Raw genomic sequence first — 21,055 nt, forward strand, 5'->3', positions numbered from 1 at the left:
GCTTGCGCCGGCCCCCCGTTCGAGCGCAGTCTGGCGCCGAATCCCTATTCTCTGGAGATCACAATGACCGCTGCCACCATCGCCCCGTCCCGCTTGCGCCATTGGGTGCGAACCGGGCTGGCCGCGCTCGCCATCGGTGCTTTCGGCGCATTCGGCACGCCGGCTCAGGCGCGTGGGCCGGACGGCATTGCCGACGTGGCCGAGAAGGTGATCGACGCGGTGGTCAACATCTCCACCTCGCAGAACGTCGAGGCCAAGGGCGGCGCCGGCAACACCATGCCGCAATTGCCGCCCGGCTCGCCCTTCGAAGAGTTTTTCGACGACTTTTTCAAGAACCGCAGGGGGCCCGGCGGCGGCAGCAAGGGCGGCGAGAACAGCCCGCCGCGCAAGACCAACTCGCTCGGAAGCGGCTTCATCATCGACACCGCCGGCGTGGTCGTCACGAACAACCACGTCATTGCCGACGCCGACGAGATCCACGTCATCCTCAACGACGGCACCAAGATCAAGGCCGAGCTGGTCGGTGTCGACAAGAAAACCGACCTCGCCGTGCTGAAGATCAAGCCGCCGAAGCCGCTGGTGGCGGTGAAGTTCGGCGACTCCGACAAGTTGCGCCTCGGCGATTGGGTGGTCGCGATCGGCAATCCCTTCAGCCTCGGCGGCACGGTGACGGCCGGCATCGTTTCGGCCAAGAACCGCGACATCTCCTCGGGTCCGTATGACAGCTACATCCAGACCGACGCGTCCATCAATCGCGGCAATTCCGGCGGTCCGCTGTTCAACCTCGACGGCGACGTCATCGGCGTCAACACGCTGATCATCTCGCCCTCCGGCGGCTCTATCGGCATCGGCTTCGCCGTGCCGTCGAAGACGGTGGTGGGCGTCGTCGACCAGCTCCGGCAGTTCGGCGAGCTGCGCCGCGGCTGGCTCGGGGTGCGCATCCAGAGCGTCACCGACGAGATCGCCGAGAGCCTCAACATCAAGCCGGCGCGCGGCGCGTTGGTGGCGGGCATCGACGAGAAGGGTCCGGCGAAGCCGGCCGGCATCGAGCCCGGCGACGTCGTCGTCAAGTTCGACGGCAAGGACGTCAAGGATCCGAAGGACCTGTCGCGCGTCGTCGCCGACACCGCGGTCGGCAAGGAGGTCGACGTCGTCATCATCCGCAAGGGCCAGGAGCAGACCAAGAAGGTCACCCTCGGTCGCCTGCAGGATCCAGAGAAGGTGCAGGCCGCGGTGAAGACCGACGAGCCCGCGCCCGAGAAGCCGGTGACGCAGAAGGCACTCGGCCTCGATCTGGCGACGCTGAGCAAGGATCTGCGCACGCGCTACAAGATCAAGGAGAGCGTCAAGGGCGTGGTCGTCACCAATGTCGACGCCAATTCCGACGCCGCCGAGAAGCGTCTCTCCGCCGGCGATGTCATCGTCGAGGTGGCGCAGGAGGCGGTGTCGAGCGGTGCCGACATCCAGAAACGGGTCGACCAGCTCAAGAAGGACGGCAAGAAGTCGGTGCTGCTGCTGGTCTCCAACGCCGACGGCGAGCTGCGGTTCGTGGCGCTGAGCGTGCAGTAGGTGGCTTCTCGCCATGGCCGGGCTTGACCCGGCCATCCACGCCTTTACGGCGCGGACCGAAGAAGACGTGGATGCCCGGGGCAAGCCCGGGCATGACGACCTTGAGGGCTACGCCTCCACGAACTCGTCCCGCCGATATCCCTGCGCGTAAAGCAGCGCGGTGAGATCGCCGTGATCGATGCGCGCCGCCGCGGCGGCCGCGACCGCGGGCTTGGCGTGATAGGCAACGCCCAGCCCCGCCGCCTGGATCATCGCAAGGTCATTGGCGCCATCGCCGACGACGATCGAGTCGAGGTCGTCGAGATCGAAGGATTCCATCAGATCAATCAGCGTTGCGAGCTTTGCGGCACGGCCGAGGATCGGCTCCTTCACCTCGCCGGTGAACTTGCCATCGCGCACGACCAGCTCGTTGGCGCGGTTTTCCTGAAAGCCGATCTTGGCGGCGACCGCACGCGTGAACAGCGTGAAGCCGCCCGAGACGAGACAGGTGTAGGCGCCGTGCGCGCGCATGGTCGCGACCAGCGCGCGGCCGCCGGCGGTCAGCGTGATGCGCTTGTCCAGCACCTCGTCGACCGCGCTGGCGGGCAGGTCCTTGAGCAACGCCACGCGCTCGCGCAGCGCCGGCTCGAACTCGATCTCGCCGCGCATCGCGCGTTCGGTGATTGCAGCCACATGCGCCTTCACCCCGACGAAGTCGGCGAGCTCGTCGATGCATTCCTGGCCGATCATGGTCGAATCCATGTCGGCGAGAAAAAGCTTCTTGCGCCGGAAGCCGGCTGGCTGCACGACGATGTCGATGGGCAGGTCGCCGCGGATCTCGCGAAGGCGCTGCTCGATGGCGTGGCGGTCGCCTCCGAGGTTACTATTGGCGCCGAAGGGAATGTCGACCGCGACCCCGTCGAACAGCCAGTGCGCGGGCGCTGCCTGAGGCAGCACGGCGCGGGCGCCGTCGACGATGGTGGAGTCGAGCGCAGGATTGTCGGGATTGCAGATCAACGTGGCGACAAGGGACATTTGAGGTTTTCGTGAGCGAGGGGCAAGTCGGCAGAAGGCCCGTTGGCAAGGCCGTGCTTATCGCAGGCCCGACCGCCAGCGGCAAGTCGGCGCTGGCGCTGGAGCTTGCCGGCGCCATCGGCGGCGTCGTCATCAACGCCGATTCCATGCAGGTCTACCGTGATCTCCGTATCATCACGGCGCGGCCGACCGGGGCGGATGAGGCGCGGGTGCCGCATCGTCTCTACGGTCATGTCGACGCGGCCGTGAATTTCTCGGCCGGAGCCTGGGTGAGCGACGCGGCGAAGGTGCTCGAAGAAGCGACGGCCGAAGGTCGCCTGCCGATCTTCATTGGCGGCACCGGGCTCTATTTCAAGGCGCTGACGTCGGGCCTCTCCGTGGTGCCGCCAATCCCTGGAGAGGTTCGCGACGACGTGCGCGCGCGGCTGGAACGGAACGGCGTCCAGGCGCTGCACGCGGAACTCGCGCGCCGCGATCCGCGTGCGGCCGAGCGATTGAAGCTGCGCGACCGCACCCGCATCGCCCGCGCGCTCGAGGTGGTCGAGGCGACCGGCCGCTCGCTGCTCGACTGGCATCGGGAGGCTCAGCCGCCCTTGCTGCCCAAGGACAGATTTCGCGCGGTGTTTCTCGCTCCTGAGCGCGACGAGCTCTATGCCCGCATCGATGCCCGCTTTGATGCCATGGTGGGTGCCGGCGCGCTGACGGAGGTCAAGCGGCTCGCCGCCCGCGGCCTCGATCCCCTGCTGCCGGCGATGAAGGCGCATGGCGTGCCGGCCTTGATCCGGCACCTGCGCGGCGAGCTCAGCCTGGAGGAGGCCGCCAGCATCGGCCGCGCTGATACCCGTCACTACGCCAAGCGCCAGTTCACCTGGTTCCGGCACCAAATGCCTGAATTCGAATGGGTGCGGCCGGTGGAGGTGACGGGATGGCTTGCCGCCGTCGTGAGGGCGAACGAGGACGCCGACTGACGGGCTTTTGTGCCGGGTTCCCGAATTTACCTCTCGCCGAAGCCGGGGAACACCGCTACACTGCCAAAATCGCGCGGGAACGGCCGCATTGCCTTGACATCCAAGCTTTGGCCGCTATGTTTCGCGCAACCTTTGGGAAGCCGGGCACCCGCCATGCGTAACATTATTACCAAACTCCTTATCGCCGTCGTACCCAGGCACACCGCCGGGGATGGCTAGCTGCCATCCACAAGACAGGCGGTGTGTGTGGGCCCTCTTCGGGGCCTTTTTTATTTCCCGAACCCGACCCGAACGAAGCCGCTGACAACAGCGCATCCGGAGCAAGCCAATGAGCGACAAGAGCCACGATCCGAACCAGATGACCGGCGCAGCGATGATCGTCCGCGCGCTCATCGATCACGGCGTGACCGACATTTTCGGCTATCCCGGCGGCGCGGTGCTTCCGATCTATGACGAGATCTTCCAGCAGAGCGAGGTCCAGCACATCCTGGTCCGCCACGAGCAGGGCGCGGGCCATGCCGCCGAGGGCTATGCGCGCTCGACCGGCAAGCCGGGCGTCGCACTGGTGACCTCCGGCCCCGGCGCCACCAACATGGTGACGCCGCTCACCGACGCGCTGATGGACTCGATCCCGCTGGTCTGCATCTCCGGCCAGGTGCCGACGCACCTGATCGGCAACGACGCCTTCCAGGAATGCGACACCGTCGGCATCACGCGTCCCTGCACCAAGCACAATTGGCTGGTGCGCGACGTCAACGATCTCGCCAAGGTGCTGCATGAAGCCTTCTACGTCGCGACCTCGGGCCGACCGGGTCCGGTGCTGGTCGACGTCCCCAAGGACGTGCAGTTCGCGACCGGCACCTATCATCCGCCGCGCAAGTCCGACGTGCACCGCTCCTATGCGCCGCGCCTGAAGGGCGATGCGACGCAGATCCGCAAGGCGGTGTCGCTGCTCGCCAATGCCAAGCGCCCCGTGATCTACAGCGGCGGCGGCGTCATCAATTCCGGCCCCGAGGCGACCAAGCTGTTGCGCGAGCTGGTCGAGGTCACCGGCTTCCCGATCACCTCCACGCTGATGGGGCTCGGTGCGTATCCTGCCTCGGGCAAGAACTGGCTCGGCATGCTCGGCATGCACGGCACCTATGAGGCCAACATGACCATGCATGATTGCGACGTCATGCTGTGCGTCGGTGCGCGCTTCGACGACCGCATCACCGGCCGCGTCGATGCGTTCTCGCCCGGCTCGAAGAAGATCCACATCGACATCGACCCGTCCTCGATCAACAAGAACATCCGCGTCGACGTGCCGATCATCGGCGATTGCGGCAACATCCTCGGCGACATCCTCCAGGTGTTCAAGGCCGAGGCTAAGAAGCCCGACATCAAGTCGTGGTGGCAGCAGATCGCGCAGTGGCGTGCTCGCAACTCGCTCTATTACAAGAAGAGCAACGACGTGATCCTGCCGCAGCATGCAATCCAGAGCCTGTTCGAGCTGACGCGCGGCAAGGATACCTACATCACGACCGAAGTCGGCCAGCACCAGATGTGGGCGGCGCAGTTCTACGGCTTCGAGGAGCCGCACCGCTGGATGACGTCGGGCGGTCTCGGCACCATGGGCTACGGCCTGCCGGCGGCGATCGGCGTGCAGGTGGCCCATCCGGACAGCCTCGTCATCGACATCGCGGGCGATGCCTCGGTGCAGATGACGATGCAGGAGATGTCGACGGCGGTGCAGTACGAGCTGCCGATCAAGATCTTCATCCTGAACAACCAGTACATGGGCATGGTGCGGCAATGGCAGCAGCTGCTGCACGGCAACCGCCTGTCGCATTCCTATTCGGAGGCGCTGCCGGATTTCGTCAAGCTCGCGGAAGCCTATGGCGGCGTCGGCCTGCAGGTGCACAAGCCCGGCGATCTCGAGGGCGCCATCAAGGAGATGATCGCGGTGAAGCGACCGGTGCTGTTCGACTGCCGCGTCGCGGCGCTCGAGAACTGCTTCCCGATGATCCCCTCCGGCAAGGCGCACAACGAGATGCTGTTGCCGGAGCAGGCCAACGACGAGGCCACCGCGAAGGCATTCGCCGGCGGCAAGGCGCTGGTGTGACGAGAGACATTTGAGGGGACGATCATGAACCAGCCCGCATCCGCCTATTTCATCGAGGACCGCCACGATCCCAACGAGACGCACACGCTCGCGGTGCTCGTGCAGAACGAGCCAGGCGTGCTCGCGCGCGTCATCGGCCTGTTCTCGGGCCGCGGCTACAACATCGAGAGCCTCACGGTCTCGGAGACGGAAGCGCAGAAGCATCTGTCGCGCATCACCATCGTCACCACCGGCACGCCGATGGTGATCGCGCAGATCAAGAACCAGCTCGACCGCATGATCCCGGTCTACCAGGTCGTCGACATGACCCAGACCAAGCGCTCGATCGAGCGGGAGCTTGCGATGGTGAAGGTGCGCGGGCAGGGCGAGCACCGGGTCGAGGCGCTCCGGCTTGCGGATGCGTTCCGCGCCCGCGTGATCGACGCCACCACCGAGAGCTTTGTGTTCGAGATCACAGGCAATACCGACAAGATCAATCAATATATCGACCTGATGCGCCCGCTCGGCCTCGTCGAGGTGTCGCGCACCGGCGTTGCCGCGATCGGCCGCGGGCCTGAAGGGATGTGAGCCATGTTGGCGCGCGACTGGTACTATAACGAGCGGAACCGGATGGGCATCGGGCCCGCGGTGGCGTCGATCTACGACAACCACGAGGATGCCGATTTGCGGGCGCGCGCCGCGCTGAAAACGCTCGGGGTCCAGCGCGGCTGGCGCATTGCCGACATCGGCTGCGGCAACGGCGTGCTGGCCACCGAAGCCGCCCTGATGGGTGCCGAGGTCGATGCCATCGACATCTCGCCGGCTATGCTGGCGCTCGCCGAGATCTACGCGCGCGACCGCAAGGCGCCGGTCCGTACCCAGTCGGCCGGCCTGCTCAGCTTCTCGTACCGGCCGGAATCCTACGATCTGATCGTCAGCGAGTTCACGCTGCATCATCTGCCGGACTTCTGGAAGGCGGTTGCGATGTCGCGGATCTATCGCGCGCTGAAGCCGGGCGCGAGCTTCTACCTCCGCGACATCGTTTATGCCTCGATGCCCGATGCCATCGAGCGCGACGTCGAGCAATGGGCCGATTTCCAGATCAAGAACCACGACTTTGCGCGCGACGGCGTCGTGACGCATATGCGCGACGAATATTCCACCTTCGGCTGGGTGATGGAGCGGATGCTGACCGATGTCGGCTTCATGCTGGTCTCGGCCGACTACCACGCCCCCATGCACGGCACCTATCTGCTGCGGAAACCGAAGGCCGGCGAGCAAGGCTAGACAAGAATAACAGGGCTGCACGACGGTGCAGGACCGGGACCAACAATGAAGCCGGCCGATATCCTCATCGCCATCCTGGTGGCGATCATCTGGGGGCTTGCCTTCGTGGCGAGTCGGATCGCGCTCGACGAGTTTTCGCCGGAACTGATGACGGCGATGCGTTTTGCCATTGCCGCGCTGCCGTGTCTGTTCATTCCCAAGCCGAAGGTCGCCTGGTCATTGCTGATCGCCATCAGCTTCACCTTGTTTCTCGGCCAGTTCCTGAGCCAGGCCTATGGCATCGCCCATGGCGCGCCGGTGGGTCTGACCAGCGTGGTGGTGCAGAGCCAGGCGTTGTTCACGATCGGCTTTGCCGCGATCGCTTTGGGCGAGCGGCCGACGCCGATGCAGTCGCTCGGTATCGGCATCGCCGCAGCGGGGCTTTTGATGATCTGCGGCACCGTCGGTTATGATTTCAGCGTCGGCGCCTTCGCGGTGCTGATGGTCGCGCCGATCTGCTTTGCCGTCGGCAATCTTCTGCTGCGGGGCGCGCGCGGTGCGCCGATGTTCGACCTGTTCGCCTGGCTATGCCTCACTGCGGCGGTGCCGCTGTTCGCGCTGACGCTGGTCGTCGACGGGCCGATGCCGACTCTTCAGTCGCTGATCCACATGTCGCTCACCGGCCTGATCTGCTTGCTCATGATCGGCGCCATCTCCACCAGCATCGCCTATTGGCTGTGGGGCCGGCTGCTCCGCGACTATCAGGCTGCGCAAGTTGTGCCGTTCGCCTTGCTGGTGCCGTTCGTGGGATCGGCCGCCTCCAGCATCGTGTTCGGCGAGCGGTTCGGGCCCTTGCGTCTCGCCGGCATGCTCACCGTGATCGGCGGTATCGCCGTGATGGTGCTGGCGAAGCGCCCGCAAGTCCTGCCGAAGACAGCGTGAGGTCAGCATGTCGCAGTCGCTGTTCTATGCCTTCCTCGCCTTCATGACCGTGATGTATTTCACGCCCGGGCCGAACAACATCATGCTGCTGTCCTCGGGCCTGACTTATGGCTTTCGCCGGACCATCCCGCACATCGCCGGCATCGTCATCGGCTTTGCCTTCATGGTCGCCGCCGTGGGCCTCGGTCTCGGCACCGTGTTTCTGGCCTATCCGATCCTGCAGACCATTTTGAAGTATGGCGGTGCGATCTACCTGATCTATCTTGCCGCCGTGATCGCGATGTCCGGCCCGACCAAGCCGGGCGAGGGGAGTGGCCGTGGCCCGATGACCTTCTGGGGCGCGGCCATGTTCCAGTGGATCAACGCCAAAGGCTGGGTGATCGTGATCGGCACAATCACGGCCTATGCGGCGATCGCCCAATTCCCGCTCAATATCGCGATCCAGACCGTGATCAGCCTGCTCATCGGGACGGTCTCGACCGTGATCTGGGCGCTGTTCGGCACCGCGCTGCGCCCGGTCCTGACCTCCGAGCGGCTGGTCCGCGCCTTCAACATCCTGATGGCGATCCTGCTGCTGGCGTCCCTCTACCCCGTCTTCATGGATGCATGATGCCGCAGATTTCCATGCAGAAACGGGTTTCCCAGGGGCCCTAAAATGCTCTAGACAGCCCCCGAAATCCGTCAATTCGCCTTCGAAAGACTAACCATCGGCCGATTCCGGCCCCCGAACGAGGAAACGACTATGCGTGTTTATTACGATCGCGACGCCGACCTGAACCTGATCAAGGGCAAGAAGGTCGCCATCGTCGGCTATGGCAGCCAGGGCCACGCCCATGCGCTCAACCTCAAGGACTCCGGCGTCAAGGAAGTCGCCATCGCGCTGCGCAAGGACTCGGGCTCGGTGAAGAAGGCGGAAGCCGCCGGCTTCAAGGTGATGGAAGTCGCCGAAGCCGCCAAGTGGGCCGACCTCGTCATGATGCTGACCCCGGACGAGCTCCAGGGCGACATCTATCGCGAGCACCTGCACGACAACATGAAGAAGGGCGCCGCCCTCGTGTTCGCGCACGGCCTCAATGTCCACTTCAACCTGCTCGACCCGCGCGCCGACCTCGACGTGCTGATGATCGCGCCGAAGGGCCCCGGCCACACCGTGCGCTCCGAGTATCAGCGCGGCGGCGGCGTGCCCTGCCTGATCGCGATCGCCAAGGACGTCTCGGGCAACGCCCATGACCTCGGCCTGTCCTACGCCTCCGCCGTCGGCGGCGGTCGTGCCGGCATCATCGAGACCACGTTCAAGGAAGAGTGCGAGACCGATCTGTTCGGCGAGCAGGTCGTGCTCTGCGGCGGCCTGGTCGAGCTGATCAAGGGCGGCTACGAGACCCTGGTCGAGGCCGGCTACGCGCCCGAGATGGCCTATTTCGAGTGCCTGCACGAAGTGAAGCTGATCGTCGACCTGATCTATGAAGGCGGCATCGCCAACATGAACTACTCGATCTCCAACACCGCCGAGTACGGCGAGTACGTCACCGGCCCGCGCATCATCACCGACGAGACCAAGAAGGAGATGCGCAAGGTGCTGGCCGACATCCAGGGCGGCAAGTTCGCCCGCGACTGGATGCTCGAGAACAAGGTCAACCAGACCTCGTTCAAGGCAACCCGCGCCAAGCTCGCCGCGCATCCGATCGAGGAAGTCGGCGCGAAGCTGCGCGACATGATGCCCTGGATCAAGAAGGGCGCGCTGGTCGACAAGTCGAAGAACTAAGCCGTCGTTTCCCGGACGCAGCGCATCACGCAAATGGTGCGCTGCTGATCCGGGGGCCATGCGGCTCCTGGGTCCGGCTCTGCTGCTCCCCCTTCGCACCACCGCTGTTTTCCGCCATGATTGCGGGAGCCTTGAGGGGAGGGCATCATGCGATCTGTCGTCGTGACCGGCGCGTCCACCGGCATCGGCTGGGCCGTTGCGAAATTCCTGATCGGGCGCGGCTATCGTGTGTTCGGCAGCGTCCGCAAGCAGGCCGATGCCGATCGGCTTGCCGGTGAATTGGGCACGAACTTTACGCCGCTCTTGTTTGACGTCACCGATGAGGCCGCCGTGCTGGCCGCCGCAAGCCAAGTGCGTGAGGCGGTGGGGGGCGAGACACTCGCGGGTCTCGTCAACAATGCGGGCATCGCGGTCGCCGGTCCCGTCCTCGAATTGTCGGCCGACGATTTCCGCCGCCAGATGGACGTCAACGTCATCGGTCCTGTGATCGCGACAAAGGCGTTCGGGCCCTTGCTCGGTGCGGACCCATCTCTGAAAGGACCGAAGGGACGGATCGTGATGATCAGCTCGGTCGCGGGCAGGAACGGCAATCCGCTGTCGGCGCCCTACTGCACCTCCAAGCACGCCATCGAGGGACTGTCGGAGAGTCTGCGTCGCGAGCTGATGCTGTTCGGCATCGACGTCATCATCATCGCCCCCGGCGCTGTGAAGACGCCGATCTGGAGCAAGGCCGAACAGATCGATCTGTCCGTCTACAAGAACTCGCCCTATCTGCCGGCGCTGAACAGGGTGATGGCTTTCATGATGGACCTCGGCGCCAAGGGCCTGCCCGCCGAGCGCATCGCCGAGGTGGTGTTCGAAGCGCTGACGGCGGCAAGCCCCAAGGTGCGCTACCAGATCACGCCGGACCCGCTGCGGCATCTGATCGGCGCTGTGCTGCCGAAACGGACCGTCGACCGCATCATCGCCAAAGGGCTCGGGCTGCTGCCTCAGTAGGACGCACGTTTAGCCCGCCGCGACGGTCTGCCGGCGGGGATGGCGGGCCAGCGCAATCATGCGCAGCGCCATCACGATCAGGAGCGGGACCAGGAACGCGGCGTAGAGCGGCATCGCCGGGACGCGCATGCCGAACGACACCATGAACTGAAACCAGAGATAATAGCCACCCACAAGGTGCAGCGCACGCCAGGCGCGGGGCCCGATCAGCTCCGCGGTCCGGTCGAACGAGATCGCGCTCATCGCGATGATGGCGCCATAGCCGATGCCGCCGAAAATGTACGATGCCGCCGAAGTGGCTTGCGCAAAGCCGGCCGGATCCATGTTGGCGAACGTCATGATCGCGACCGCGTGGATCGCGTGGGACGCCGCAAAACTCAAGCCCAGATAGCGGCGGTTACGGCGCTGCCAACGCGTCCAGGCATTGGGCCATAACCGCGCCAGCGCGGCGGCACTGAAGGCGAGGCAGAACAGCAGCAGCGAGCTTCGCGCCGTGAAGCGGATCACCATGCGAACGCCCTCGACCTCGAACTGCCGCATCGCGGCGATCCAAAGGCTCAGGGCAACCAGGCTGATTGTGAGGGCGGCGAGCAGCCGCCAGCTTTCGAGCCAGCTTCGACCTTGCGTCATGGCAATCCCCCTTAATGTAATCACCGATTACATTTGTCGTGATAGGATTGTCAACAGTGTAATCAGCGATTACATTCACGTTCAGGTGATGCTAGAAGGCGCCATGCCCGCCCGCCAGACGCCCAAGCCGCGCGCCCGCCGAACCGCCGAAGCTCGGCCGTATCACCACGGCGATCTTCGCCGCGTGTTGATCGATGCGGCCTTGCAACTGGCGGCCGAAGGCGCCGAGATCTCCGTCCGCGAGGCCGCCCGTCGGGCCGCGGTCTCGCCGGGAGCGCCGTTCCGGCATTTCCCGAACCGCGATGCCTTGATGGCCGCAGTGGCGGAGGAGGCGCAGCGGCGCTTCCGTGCCGAGATCGAGGTGGCGCTCGGCGAGGCGCCGAGAGGGCCGCTTGATCGCTTCCGCGCCTTTGGCCTCGCCTATCTGTGCTGGGCCATGCGCAACCCCGCCCATTTCGAGATCGTCTCGACGGGCCGCTACTTCGCCCATGGCAGCTCAGCAGAGCTGACGCGCGACAATGCCGAGCTGATCGCGCTATCGGAGCAGATGCTGGCCGATGCGGCGGCGCAGGGCCTGCTGAGGTCGGCGGATCTGAAGCGCATCCAGATCGCCGGGCGCGCCCTGGTCTACGGATTTGCCCGGATGAATCTCGACGGCCATTTTCCGCGCTGGGGCGTCGAGGAGAGCGAGATCGAGCCGATGGCGGAAGCGGTGATCGACCTGTTCATCGCGGGGATCGCCAAGCCCTGACGCAGGCAGCTCCGCCGGCCGGACCTGCGGCCCATCGTCTTCCGCTAACAATATGCGAAGGTCGAACGGCCGCACGCGTTGCCTGACCGTGACTGTTCCATTACAATTTTATGACACGGTGCAAGCGTCCGGCTGCGCCGGGCGCCGCTAGCCGAAGTATGGGTCGGCCGGACGGCTTGGCATCACCACGCCGGACCCAGAAGTTGCGTGTCGTCGATGGCGTCCGCGCCGAATCCAGGTCCTTCTGCCACGACCGCCGTGCTGGCGAGCGTCGCCGCGCTCGGCATCTGGCGGCTGCTCGCAGTGGCTGCGCCGCATTTCGCGGCGCTGGCGCTGATGTACGAGACCGAGACCGATTTCGGCTCGCGCCTCTCCTTCGCGCTGGCCTGGGGGATCCTTAATTTCTTCTGGATCACGCTGCTGCGGCGGCCGGCACTGTCGGGTGCGCTGTCGCTGACCATGGTCGTGGTGCTGGTGCTGCTGTCGCGGCTCAAGCACGACGTCGTCCAGATGACGGTCAACTTCATCGACCTGATGATGATCGACCGGGACAGCGTCACATACCTGTTCACGATCTTCCCGAATCTGCGCTGGTCGGTGATCCTGGCCGGCCTCGTCACGCTGCCGCTGATGTATGCGCTGTGGTGGCTCGATCCGTTCCGCATCCGCCGCCTGCCGGCGCTGGCCTGCAAGCTCGCCTGCCTTGCCGCGTTGGTCGGCTATTCGCTTTATCGTCCGGACGAGGCCTGGCGCGGCTACTACGACGACGGCTATCTCTCGAAGTTCTTCCGCTCCGGCGTCAGTTCGGTCTCCGACTTCGTGAAATACGGCTTCATGGAATCGGCCACCGCGACCAACGAGCGGCTCAACATGCCGCTGGTCGATGCCTGCCATCCCGCGGGCCGCCGTCCCAACATCATCATGATCCATGATGAATCGAGCTTCGACATCCGCGCCGCCCAGGGCATCAAGGTGCCGCCGCGTTATGGCGACCACTTCAAATCCTGGGACGGCAAGCAGCGCACGTTCCTGGCCGAGAGCAATGGCGGCCCGAGCTGGTTCACCGAATACAACGTGCTGGCCGGGCTCTCCTCACGCTCGTTCGGCCGCTTCGCCTATTTCGTGACTCGCATCGCCTCGAGCCGCGTCGAGCGCGGCCTGCCGCTGGCGCTGCGCCGCTGCGGCTACGACACGATGTCGCTCTATCCCGCCTATGGCGGCTTCATGGGCGCGCGCAGCTTCCAGATGACGACCGGCATCGAACGCTTCCTCGATTCCAAGGATCTCGGCGCCAAGGACGTGGAGCCCGATTCCTTCTTCTACGACAAGGCGCTCCAGCTGATGGGCCAGCAGCCTCCGAACAAGCCGCTGTTCACCTTCATCTATCTCGGCGCCAATCATTTTCCCTGGGAGACGCGCTTCCGTCCCGACCTGCTGCCGAATTGGCGCGCGCCGGGTAACATGCCGTCCATCGACGAGTATCTGCGCCGTCAGGCAATCAGCGCCGAGCAGTACAAGACATTCGTCGCCGGCCTGAAGAAGAATTTCCCCGGCGAGCCTTTCCTGATCGTGCGCTACGGCGACCACCAGCCGGAGTTCGCGCCTGCTATCCTCGAGCCCGGACTCGACGAGGGCGCTCTCGGCAAGAAGCTCGACGCTTACGATCCGCGTCTCTACGCGACGTACTACGCGATCGACGCCGTCAATTTCGAGCCGGTGAAGACTGAAGCCGTGATGGACACCGTCGACGGCCCCTATCTGCCGCTGGTGATCCAGGAAGCCGCCGGCATTCCGCTCGATCCATCCTTCGCCGAGCAGAAGGAGATCATGCTCCGCTGCAAGGGCATCTTCTACGGCTGCAAGGACGGCGCCGAGGCGCGGCGGCTGAACCGGTTGCTGATCGATGCGGGGATGATCCGGGGGCTTTAGCCTCCAGCTCGGCTGCGCATCTACTGCCGTGCGATGCACGAAGACGTATGGCTGCGCGCCGGTGTGGTGCCGGGCGCGGAGGCCTACTGAACAGAAAGTCCCACACCGTCAGCTATCGGTCGTATCGCTCGCTTTCCAAGCCTGAACTGGTGTCGTCGAGCGCGCGTCGATCACTCCGATGGCTTGACACCGAGTTCGCGCAAGATGCGCAGCATCACATCACTGTCGCGCTTGAAAATGCGATGGGTCGTCTCGAAATCGGTCGGAGAAGACAGCAGAAAGTTGCTCAGCATTTGCTGGACCTTCGGATCTAATCCGGCCTGGATCAACATCGCCGAGAGTTGCTCTACGATCTCCTTTGGCGTGCCGACCGGCACGGCGAAGGTCGTGAACGCGCGGAGCTCATAGAAGTCACCGATGGCGCCTTGCTCTGTCATGGTCAGCGTGTCGGGATAGGGCGGTAGCCTGCTGCCAACAACTCCGATCAGGTTTCCCGTTCCCGCCTGGATGACGGGCGCTGCTGCGGCATAACTTCCTGCGGCGCCATCCAACGTCTGTCCGGCAAGGTCATTCCACATCGGCGCCTCACCGCGGTACTGGATGACTTGAAACCGAATGCCGTATTGCTTCGCGATCGTCTCAATGAGGACGTGCGGCGTGGAGCCTACGCCGTAGGATCCCCAGTTCAGGCTGCCAACCTTGTTTGCATATTCGATGAATTCACGAAGATTGGTCGCTCCCGTCTTCTTGGCCGCGACCACCGGACCGCCGGCGCCGCTGACCATCGTCAGATAGGTGAAGTCCCGTTCGGGATCATAAGGAAGATCTTTCACCGTGATACGGTTCTGGATGAGTGACGAAGAGATCGTGCAGAGGATGGTGGTGCCATCGGGCTCGGCGCGTTTTGCTTCAGTCACGCCGATGACGCCGCCGGCGCCGGCCCTGTTTTCGACGATGACCGGCTTCCCCACCTGCCGCGCCAGGTAGTCACCGAAAGCTCGCGCGATGCCGTCGGTCTGGCCGCCCGGTGGATATGGTACGACAATACGAAGGGATCGGTTCGGCCACGCGGATTGCGCTTGCGTCTTCCCGAAGGGGGCGAACAACACTGCCGCCGATCCAGCTACGAATGATCGCCGTGCCAGCTTCTTCATTTTCCTGCCCTTAGCGTTTTTGATATTTTTCTTTGTCCGGCCGCGAGGGGGCGCGCAAGCTCACCGCCCAGCTTTGTGAAAACTATCACGGCGAGCTCATTCAGGCGACGTTCGCTAAGGTGACATTTCGGCACACGGACCGTATCGGCCGAGCTGTCGTCGACTGTTGTTATGTTGATCGGCGACCTCGCTGGGAAGGCTGGTACGGGTGCTTCCGGCCGCAACTCTGAAAGCCGGAATTATCGCACCCTACCGCCCGCCCACCTTCTCCCACAACCATCTCGCCACCGCATCCGGCGATGAGTTCGCGTCATTGCCGCTGGCGCGCAAATTTGCTTCGCGCATGGTGGCGATGTCGATCTTGCCGAGCAGCGGCTCGAGTGCTGCCTTGAGCCGCTCGTCGCCGGCGCGCTTGGGCGCCAGCAACAGAATCGCGTCATAGGGCGGGATCGCGCGCCTGGGATCGTCGAGCGCCACGAGATCGTATTTCGCGATCAGACCGTCGCTGGTGTAGCCGGCGATGACGTCGACCTCGCCGCTGGCGACCGCCGCATACATGAAATCCGGCTGCATCTGGCGCTGCGCGCGGAATTGAAGACCATAGGCTTTTTGCAGCGCCGCCCATTCGGGGCGCGAGAAGAACTCATAGTCGCCGGCGATCGACATCGTCGATGTGTGCGCGGCGAGATCGGCGATGGTACGGATGCCAAGCGCCTCGGCGCGCTTGCGCGGCATCACCAGCGCATAGGCGTTCTCGAAGCCGAGCCCGCCGAGCAGGGTGACGTTCTCCTTTGCGAGCGCAGTTTTCAGCTCCGCGAGCAACTCCGCGCGCGGCTTGATATCGGTGCGGTGAAGCTGATTGGTCCAAAGCGTGCCGGAATAATCGACATAGAGATCGATGTCGCCGGCCTTCAGCGCCTCGAAGATGACGCTGGAGCCAAGGCCGGATCTTGCGCTCGCGGAAAGACCTGCGGCCTGGAGGCGATCCCGCAGCAGGGCCGACAGCACATATTGCTCGGCGAAAGTCTTGGCGCCGACGATATAGCCCTGCGACGAGCGCCCCATCGTTGGCACCAGCGCCGCCGTGACGAGGGCCGCGATCCCGACGCCGCCGAGCGCTGCGCGCACGTGGCTGCGATGACGCAGGCCGTTCTCGATCAGGCCAAGCAGCTGGTCCACGGCAAGAGCGAGCAGGGCGGAGGCCAGACAGCCGAACAGCACGAGCACCCAGTTCTGGGTCTGGAGCCCGGCGAAGATGTAGTTGCCGAGGCTGGTCTGTCCGATCGGCGTCGACAGCGTCGCCGTGCCGATCACCCACACGGCAGCGGTGCGGATTCCCGCCATCATCACCGGCAGCGCCAGCGGCAGCTCGACCATGACCAACGACTGCCGCGCGGTCATGCCGACACCTTTGGCGGCTTCGGTCAGCGCCGGATCGATGCCGTTGAGGCCGGTGATGCCGTTGCGCAGCACCGGCAGCATCGAATAGAGCGCCAGCGCCAGCACAGCCGGCAGGAAGCCGAAGGCGGAGAAGGAAAAGCCGAACCAGGCGAGCGTTAACGAAGCCGCCAGCAGCAGCAACGGATAGAACAGCGCAAGCAGCGCAAGTCCGGGTACCGTCTGCACGATGCTGGCAAGCGCAAGCAGGATGTTGCGCGGCGCCGGGCGGTTGCGCGTGAGGATGGCCAGCGGAAGGCTGACGGCAAGACCAAGCGCCAGCGCGGCAAGGCTCACCCGCACATGATTGCCGAGATAATCGGGCAGATGCGACAGCGCCTCGCCCCAGCGCGGGTCGGAGAAGAAGCTCATGCCGCACCGCTCGACGGCAGCAGCGCGTTCAGCCGTTCGACCTGGCGTCGAGGCGTGCGCAAGAGCTCCAGTACATAGGCATCGCCGTTCGTCGAGAGCTCTGCAGGCGTCCCCTGCGCCAGCAGCTTGCCGCCGCGCATCACGGCGATGCGATCGGCGAGCAGGATCGCCTCCGTCATGTCATGCGTGATCATGACGGTGGTCAGGCCGAGCTTGCGATGCAGCGACCGATAGTCCTCGCCGAGCGCATCGCGGGTGAGGGGATCGAGCGCCCCGAACGGCTCGTCCATCAGCACGATGCGGGGCTTTGCCGCCAGCGCCCGGGCCACGCCGACACGCTGGCGCTGGCCGCCGGACAGCGCCTCCGGCAGCCGGTCGCGGTGCGCGGCACGGTCGAGCTGCACGAGCTCGAGCAGTTCGTCGACGCGGGCGGCGATGTCCGCTGCCGGCGCGCCCAGAAGTTTCGGCGTGATCCCGATGTTCTCGGCAACGCTCAAATGCGGAAACAGCCCGCCGGCCTGGAACACGTAGCCGATGCGCCGCCGCAGGGCGACCGGATCGACGTTTCGGACGTTCTCACCTTCCACCATGATCGTGCCGCCGTCAGCCTCGATCAGCCGGTTGGCGAGCCGCAGCAGCGTCGTCTTGCCCGAGCCCGACCCACCGACGACGGCCACGAACTCGCCCTCGGCGATGTCGAGCGAGATGTCATCGACGGCCTTGAGCCGGCCGAAGCTCTTGGTGACGTGCTGGTAGCTGATCGCCAGCTTGGAGGGCATCGATTGCAGGCTCGTTGTTACCCTCCCCTGGAGGGGTAAGGGCGCGGCAAGCCCCATGCGTAGCACGCTTAGCGGGTTGATTGAACTTGGCGGCGCAAGCGGCTAAGGCATCGGGCCAAATTCGGAGGGAATACATGACAACGCCCACGGCGGTGGCGCTGGAAGACGCCAAGGTTGCGTTCCGTCTCGGGGACGGCCGGGTCTATACGGCGGTGGAGAAAGCGCATCTCACGGTGGCGCAAGGCGAGTTCGTCGCCATCGTCGGACCTACAGGGTGCGGGAAATCGACGCTGCTCAACGTTGCCGCGGGCCTGCTCAAGCCCGCCGCCGGCAGCGTCACGATCTTCGACCGGCCGCTCGCGGGGCTGAACCGGGATGCCGGATACCTGTTCCAGGCCGACGCGTTGTTCCCGTGGAAGACAGCGCTCGACAACGTCGCGATCGGGCTCGAGATCAAGGGCACGCCGCGCGCTGAGGCACTGCCGCGGGCGCAGAAATGGCTGACCTCCGTCGGCCTCGGCGCCTTCGCGAACCGCTATCCGCACATGCTCTCCGGCGGCCAGCGCAAGCGCGTGGCGCTGGCGCAGGTCCTGATCCGCGATCCGAAGATCCTGCTGATGGACGAGCCGTTCGGACCGCTCGATGCGCAGACGCGCCAGGTCATGGGCAATCTGCTGCTCGAGCTGTGGAATGCCGACCGCAAGGCCGTGCTGTTCGTCACCCACGACCTCGAAGAGGCGATCGCGCTCGCCGACCGCGTCGTGATCATGTCGGCGGGGCCGTCCTCGCGCATCATCGGCGACTGGCGCGTCAGCCTGCCGCGCCCGCGCGACATTTTCGAAGTGCGGCTCGACAAGGAATTCCACGCACTGCATCGCGAGATCTGGAGCGTGCTCAAGGACGAGGTGATGAAGGGTTACGCCCAATCCACGAATGCGGCGGAGACGGTCTGATGTCGCGTCCGACGCTGCTTGCGCTGCAAATCCTGGTCGCGGTCATCTTCACCGTGCTTTGGCAGGTGCTGACGACCGTTCCCGTGTTCGGAAAGATCCTGCTGCCGCCGTTCTTCTTCTCGAACCCGCTCGACGTGTTCAGCCAGATCGTGAAGTGGTTTTCGTCCGGCGTGATCTGGAAGCATCTCGGCATCACGCTGGCGGAATCGATCCTCGCTTTCGTGATCGGATCGCTCGGCGGCGTACTGGTCGGCTTCTGGTTCGCGCGCCAGCCGCTGGTCGCAGCCGTGTTCGATCCCTATGTAAAGATGGTCAACGCGCTGCCGCGCGTCGTGCTGGCGCCGATCTTCGCGCTGTGGCTCGGGCTCGGCATCTGGTCCAAGGTCGCGCTCGGCGTCACCTTGGTGTTCTTCATCGTCTTCTTCAACGTCTATCAGGGCGTGAAGGAGGTCAGCCGCACCGTGCTCGACAACGGCCGCATGCTCGGCATGGGCGAGCGGCAATTGATGCAGCACGTCTATTGGCCCTCGGCGCTGTCATGGATGTTCTCCTCGCTGCACACCTCGGTGGGCTTCGCCGTGGTCGGCGCGGTCGTCGGCGAGTATCTGGGATCGGCGGCCGGACTCGGCTATCTGATCCAGCAGGCCGAGGGCATCTTCGACGTCGCCGGCGTGTTCGCCGGCATGTTCGTGCTGTCGGCCTTCGTCATCCTGATCGACTTTGGGGTGACGCTGGTGGAGCGGCGCCTGTTGGTATGGCGGCCGACGTCGTCGGATGGACGCGGCTAGGGCGAGTTCACCTCTCCCGCGAGCGGGAGAGGTGAAGACAACAGCTCAATCCAGCAGCTTGGTGTCGTCGGGCGCCTGCGGCGGGGTCTTGATCGCTATCGCCTTGACCTGGCCGCTGATCGGCTTGGTGCCGCCATGCGGCGTGCCCTTCGGGATGATCACGAGGTCTCCGGGCTTCACCGTCACCTCCTTGTCGCCGAGCCAGATCGTGCCGGTGCCGTCCAGGATGTACTGGATCTCGTTGGTGTTGGGATGCATGTGCTTGGGCACGTTGCCGACCTGGATCGAGATGGTGGCACCATCGGCGCTGGCGAACATCTTGGAACGATAGCCGACGGCGTTGGCGGGCCCGAGCGCATCGCCCTGCATCTCGCCGGTGTGGATGATCTGCGCGGTGATGTTCTCGGCGGCGAGCGCCGGCCGCAGCAGGTGGGTTGCGCCGGATCCGGCGGCAAAGGCGGCGGCGATCGACAGACCGGCAGCAAGGCGATTCATGGATGATCCTCCCCATCTGGAATTGTTCTTGTCGGGGCATGCTATTGCGCCGGAACGCCGATGACCAGCCCAGTTCGGCAGTGCTTCTCAAGCCAGCCCCGCTGCTCTATGGTGCCGCCGGCCGAATGGAGGAAACCAATGAAGAACACGCTTGCCAGGCTCGCCGGCGCGCTGCTCGCGCTGACGCTCACCAACTCTCTTGCCGCGGCGCAAAGCAAGGTCACCGTGGCGGTCGGCGGCGGCGCCTGCCTGTGCTACCTGCCGACGGTGCTGGCCAAGCAGCTCGGCGAATACGAGAAGGCCGGCCTCAACGTCGAACTCGTGGACCTCAAGGGCGGCTCGGATGCGCTGAAGGCCGTGCTCGGCGGCAGCGCCGACGTCGTCTCCGGCTATTTCGACCATTGCGTCAATCTCGCCGCCAAGAAGCAGGAGCTGCAGTCATTCGTGGTCTATGACCGCTATCCTGGCCTCGTGCTGGTGGTCGCGCCATCGCGCACCAACGATATCAAGTCGGTCAAGGATCTTGCCGGCAAGAAGGTCGGCGTCAGTGCGCCGGGGTCCTCCACCGATTTCTTCCTCAAATACATGCTCAAGAAGAACGGCCTCGATCCCGCAGGCACCGCCGTGATCGGCGTCGGCCTCGGCGCCACCGCGGTTGCTGCCATGGAGCAGGGCCAGATCGACGCGGCCGTGATGCTCGATCCCTCTGTCACCGTGCTCCAGGGCAGCCACAAGGATCTGCGCATCCTCTCGGACACTCGCACCCAGAAGGACACGCTCGAAACCTTCGGCGGCGAATATCCGGGCGGCTCGCTTTATTCGACGGCGGCCTGGATCAACAGCCACGAGAAGGAGACGCAGGCGCTCACCAATGCGATCCTCGCCACGCTCGCCTGGATCCATTCGCACACGCCGGAGGAGATCATGGCGAAGATGCCGGAGCAGATGGTCGGCAAGAACAAGGAGCTCTATCTCGCCGCTCTGAAGAACACGATCCCCATGTTCTCCGAAAACGGCAAGATGGACCCGAAGGGCGCGGAGGCCGTGCTTGCGGTGTTCAGCGTCGGCTCGCCGGAGGTGGCGAATGCCAAGATCGACCTCAGCAAGACCTTCACCAACAAATTCGTCGACCAGGCCAAGAAGACGACCGGGAATGCCAAATAGCTG

Annotated in this window: 20 protein-coding genes; 14 read left to right on the forward strand and 6 right to left on the reverse strand. The window is 64.8% G+C overall.

All coding sequences use genetic code 11. From position 1 onward, the window contains the following. Positions 1-63 precede the first annotated feature (63 nt). Positions 64-1,569, forward strand: coding sequence for a Do family serine endopeptidase (locus LPJ38_RS14830; RefSeq protein WP_145636713.1), 1,506 nt, complete (start codon positions 64-66; stop codon positions 1,567-1,569). Positions 1,570-1,677: 108 nt separating this feature from the next. Here LPJ38_RS14830 and serB read toward each other — a convergent pair whose 3' ends face one another. Beyond that, positions 1,678-2,583, reverse strand: a complete 906-nt coding sequence (gene serB, locus LPJ38_RS14835) for a phosphoserine phosphatase SerB (protein WP_145636716.1) — start codon at positions 2,581-2,583, stop codon at positions 1,678-1,680. Positions 2,584-2,594: 11 nt separating this feature from the next. Here serB and miaA point away from each other — a divergent pair, with 11 nt between their 5' ends. The 8 genes from miaA to LPJ38_RS14875 all read left to right on the forward strand — a co-directional run bounded on the left by miaA (position 2,595) and on the right by LPJ38_RS14875 (position 10,600). Next, positions 2,595-3,551 (forward strand): tRNA (adenosine(37)-N6)-dimethylallyltransferase MiaA, encoded by a 957-nt coding sequence (gene miaA, locus LPJ38_RS14840; RefSeq protein ID WP_145636719.1) that lies wholly within the window; start codon positions 2,595-2,597, stop codon positions 3,549-3,551. 328 nt (positions 3,552-3,879) lie between these two features. Beyond that, the gene (locus LPJ38_RS14845) at positions 3,880-5,655 is read left to right on the forward strand and encodes an acetolactate synthase 3 large subunit (protein ID WP_145636722.1); all 1,776 of its coding nucleotides are present in this window, start codon (positions 3,880-3,882) and stop codon (positions 5,653-5,655) included. Positions 5,656-5,679: 24 nt separating this feature from the next. Next, positions 5,680-6,222, forward strand: a complete 543-nt coding sequence (ilvN, locus tag LPJ38_RS14850) for an acetolactate synthase small subunit (RefSeq protein ID WP_018640841.1) — start codon at positions 5,680-5,682, stop codon at positions 6,220-6,222. 3 nt (positions 6,223-6,225) lie between these two features. Then, entirely contained in the window at positions 6,226-6,921 is a 696-nt protein-coding gene (locus LPJ38_RS14855) for a class I SAM-dependent methyltransferase (protein ID WP_145636725.1), read from the forward strand. Positions 6,922-6,966: 45 nt separating this feature from the next. Further along, positions 6,967-7,842 carry an EamA family transporter gene (locus LPJ38_RS14860; protein WP_145636728.1) on the forward strand — a complete coding sequence of 292 codons (876 nt, stop codon included), beginning with the start codon at positions 6,967-6,969 and terminating at the stop codon, positions 7,840-7,842. Between the two features lie 7 nt (positions 7,843-7,849). Next, on the forward strand, positions 7,850-8,452 hold the full coding sequence (locus LPJ38_RS14865) for a LysE family translocator (protein WP_145636730.1): 603 nt from the start codon (positions 7,850-7,852) through the stop codon (positions 8,450-8,452). Positions 8,453-8,584: 132 nt separating this feature from the next. Further along, positions 8,585-9,604, forward strand: coding sequence for a ketol-acid reductoisomerase (gene ilvC / locus LPJ38_RS14870; RefSeq protein WP_060735242.1), 1,020 nt, complete (start codon positions 8,585-8,587; stop codon positions 9,602-9,604). 147 nt (positions 9,605-9,751) lie between these two features. Then, the gene (locus LPJ38_RS14875) at positions 9,752-10,600 is read left to right on the forward strand and encodes an SDR family oxidoreductase (RefSeq protein ID WP_145636733.1); all 849 of its coding nucleotides are present in this window, start codon (positions 9,752-9,754) and stop codon (positions 10,598-10,600) included. 9 nt (positions 10,601-10,609) lie between these two features. Here the strand turns inward: LPJ38_RS14875 and LPJ38_RS14880 are convergent, their stop codons facing one another. Next, a complete protein-coding gene (locus LPJ38_RS14880; protein ID WP_145636735.1) occupies positions 10,610-11,230 on the reverse strand; it encodes a hypothetical protein in 621 nt (206 codons plus the stop codon). A gap of 103 nt (positions 11,231-11,333) precedes the next feature. On the opposite strand from LPJ38_RS14880, the gene LPJ38_RS14885 reads away from it, so the two are divergent. Both LPJ38_RS14885 and LPJ38_RS14890 read left to right on the forward strand, forming a co-directional pair. Beyond that, entirely contained in the window at positions 11,334-11,981 is a 648-nt protein-coding gene (locus LPJ38_RS14885) for a TetR/AcrR family transcriptional regulator (protein WP_231088640.1), read from the forward strand. 216 nt (positions 11,982-12,197) lie between these two features. Beyond that, positions 12,198-13,910, forward strand: coding sequence for a sulfatase-like hydrolase/transferase (locus LPJ38_RS14890; RefSeq protein WP_145636740.1), 1,713 nt, complete (start codon positions 12,198-12,200; stop codon positions 13,908-13,910). Between the two features lie 170 nt (positions 13,911-14,080). Here LPJ38_RS14890 and LPJ38_RS14895 read toward each other — a convergent pair whose 3' ends face one another. The 3 genes from LPJ38_RS14895 to LPJ38_RS14905 form a co-directional block, all read right to left on the reverse strand. Further along, entirely contained in the window at positions 14,081-15,064 is a 984-nt protein-coding gene (locus tag LPJ38_RS14895) for a Bug family tripartite tricarboxylate transporter substrate binding protein (protein ID WP_145636743.1), read from the reverse strand. 249 nt (positions 15,065-15,313) lie between these two features. Then, complete coding sequence (locus tag LPJ38_RS14900; protein ID WP_145636744.1) at positions 15,314-16,873, reverse strand: glycine betaine ABC transporter substrate-binding protein; 1,560 nt, start codon at positions 16,871-16,873, stop codon at positions 15,314-15,316. Continuing rightward, complete coding sequence (locus LPJ38_RS14905) at positions 16,870-17,652, reverse strand: ATP-binding cassette domain-containing protein (RefSeq protein WP_145636747.1); 783 nt, start codon at positions 17,650-17,652, stop codon at positions 16,870-16,872. The genes LPJ38_RS14900 and LPJ38_RS14905 overlap by 4 nt, the downstream gene beginning before the upstream one ends. 134 nt (positions 17,653-17,786) lie before the next feature. On the opposite strand from LPJ38_RS14905, the gene LPJ38_RS14910 reads away from it, so the two are divergent. Together LPJ38_RS14910 and LPJ38_RS14915 are read left to right on the forward strand one after the other, a co-directional pair. Then, the gene (locus LPJ38_RS14910) at positions 17,787-18,605 is read left to right on the forward strand and encodes an ABC transporter ATP-binding protein (RefSeq protein WP_145636750.1); all 819 of its coding nucleotides are present in this window, start codon (positions 17,787-17,789) and stop codon (positions 18,603-18,605) included. Next, positions 18,605-19,393 carry an ABC transporter permease gene (locus tag LPJ38_RS14915; protein WP_145636752.1) on the forward strand — a complete coding sequence of 263 codons (789 nt, stop codon included), beginning with the start codon at positions 18,605-18,607 and terminating at the stop codon, positions 19,391-19,393. Before LPJ38_RS14910 ends, LPJ38_RS14915 begins: the two co-directional genes overlap by 1 nt. A 45-nt stretch (positions 19,394-19,438) precedes the next feature. Here LPJ38_RS14915 and LPJ38_RS14920 read toward each other — a convergent pair whose 3' ends face one another. Then, entirely contained in the window at positions 19,439-19,888 is a 450-nt protein-coding gene (locus LPJ38_RS14920; RefSeq protein ID WP_145636755.1) for a cupin domain-containing protein, read from the reverse strand. A gap of 138 nt (positions 19,889-20,026) precedes the next feature. Between LPJ38_RS14920 and LPJ38_RS14925 the strand changes: the two genes are divergently transcribed. Continuing rightward, positions 20,027-21,052, forward strand: coding sequence for an ABC transporter substrate-binding protein (locus LPJ38_RS14925; RefSeq protein WP_167520533.1), 1,026 nt, complete (start codon positions 20,027-20,029; stop codon positions 21,050-21,052). Positions 21,053-21,055: the final 3 nt, after the last annotated feature.

This window comes from Bradyrhizobium daqingense (assembly GCF_021044685.1).
Taxonomy (GTDB): domain Bacteria; phylum Pseudomonadota; class Alphaproteobacteria; order Rhizobiales; family Xanthobacteraceae; genus Bradyrhizobium; species Bradyrhizobium daqingense.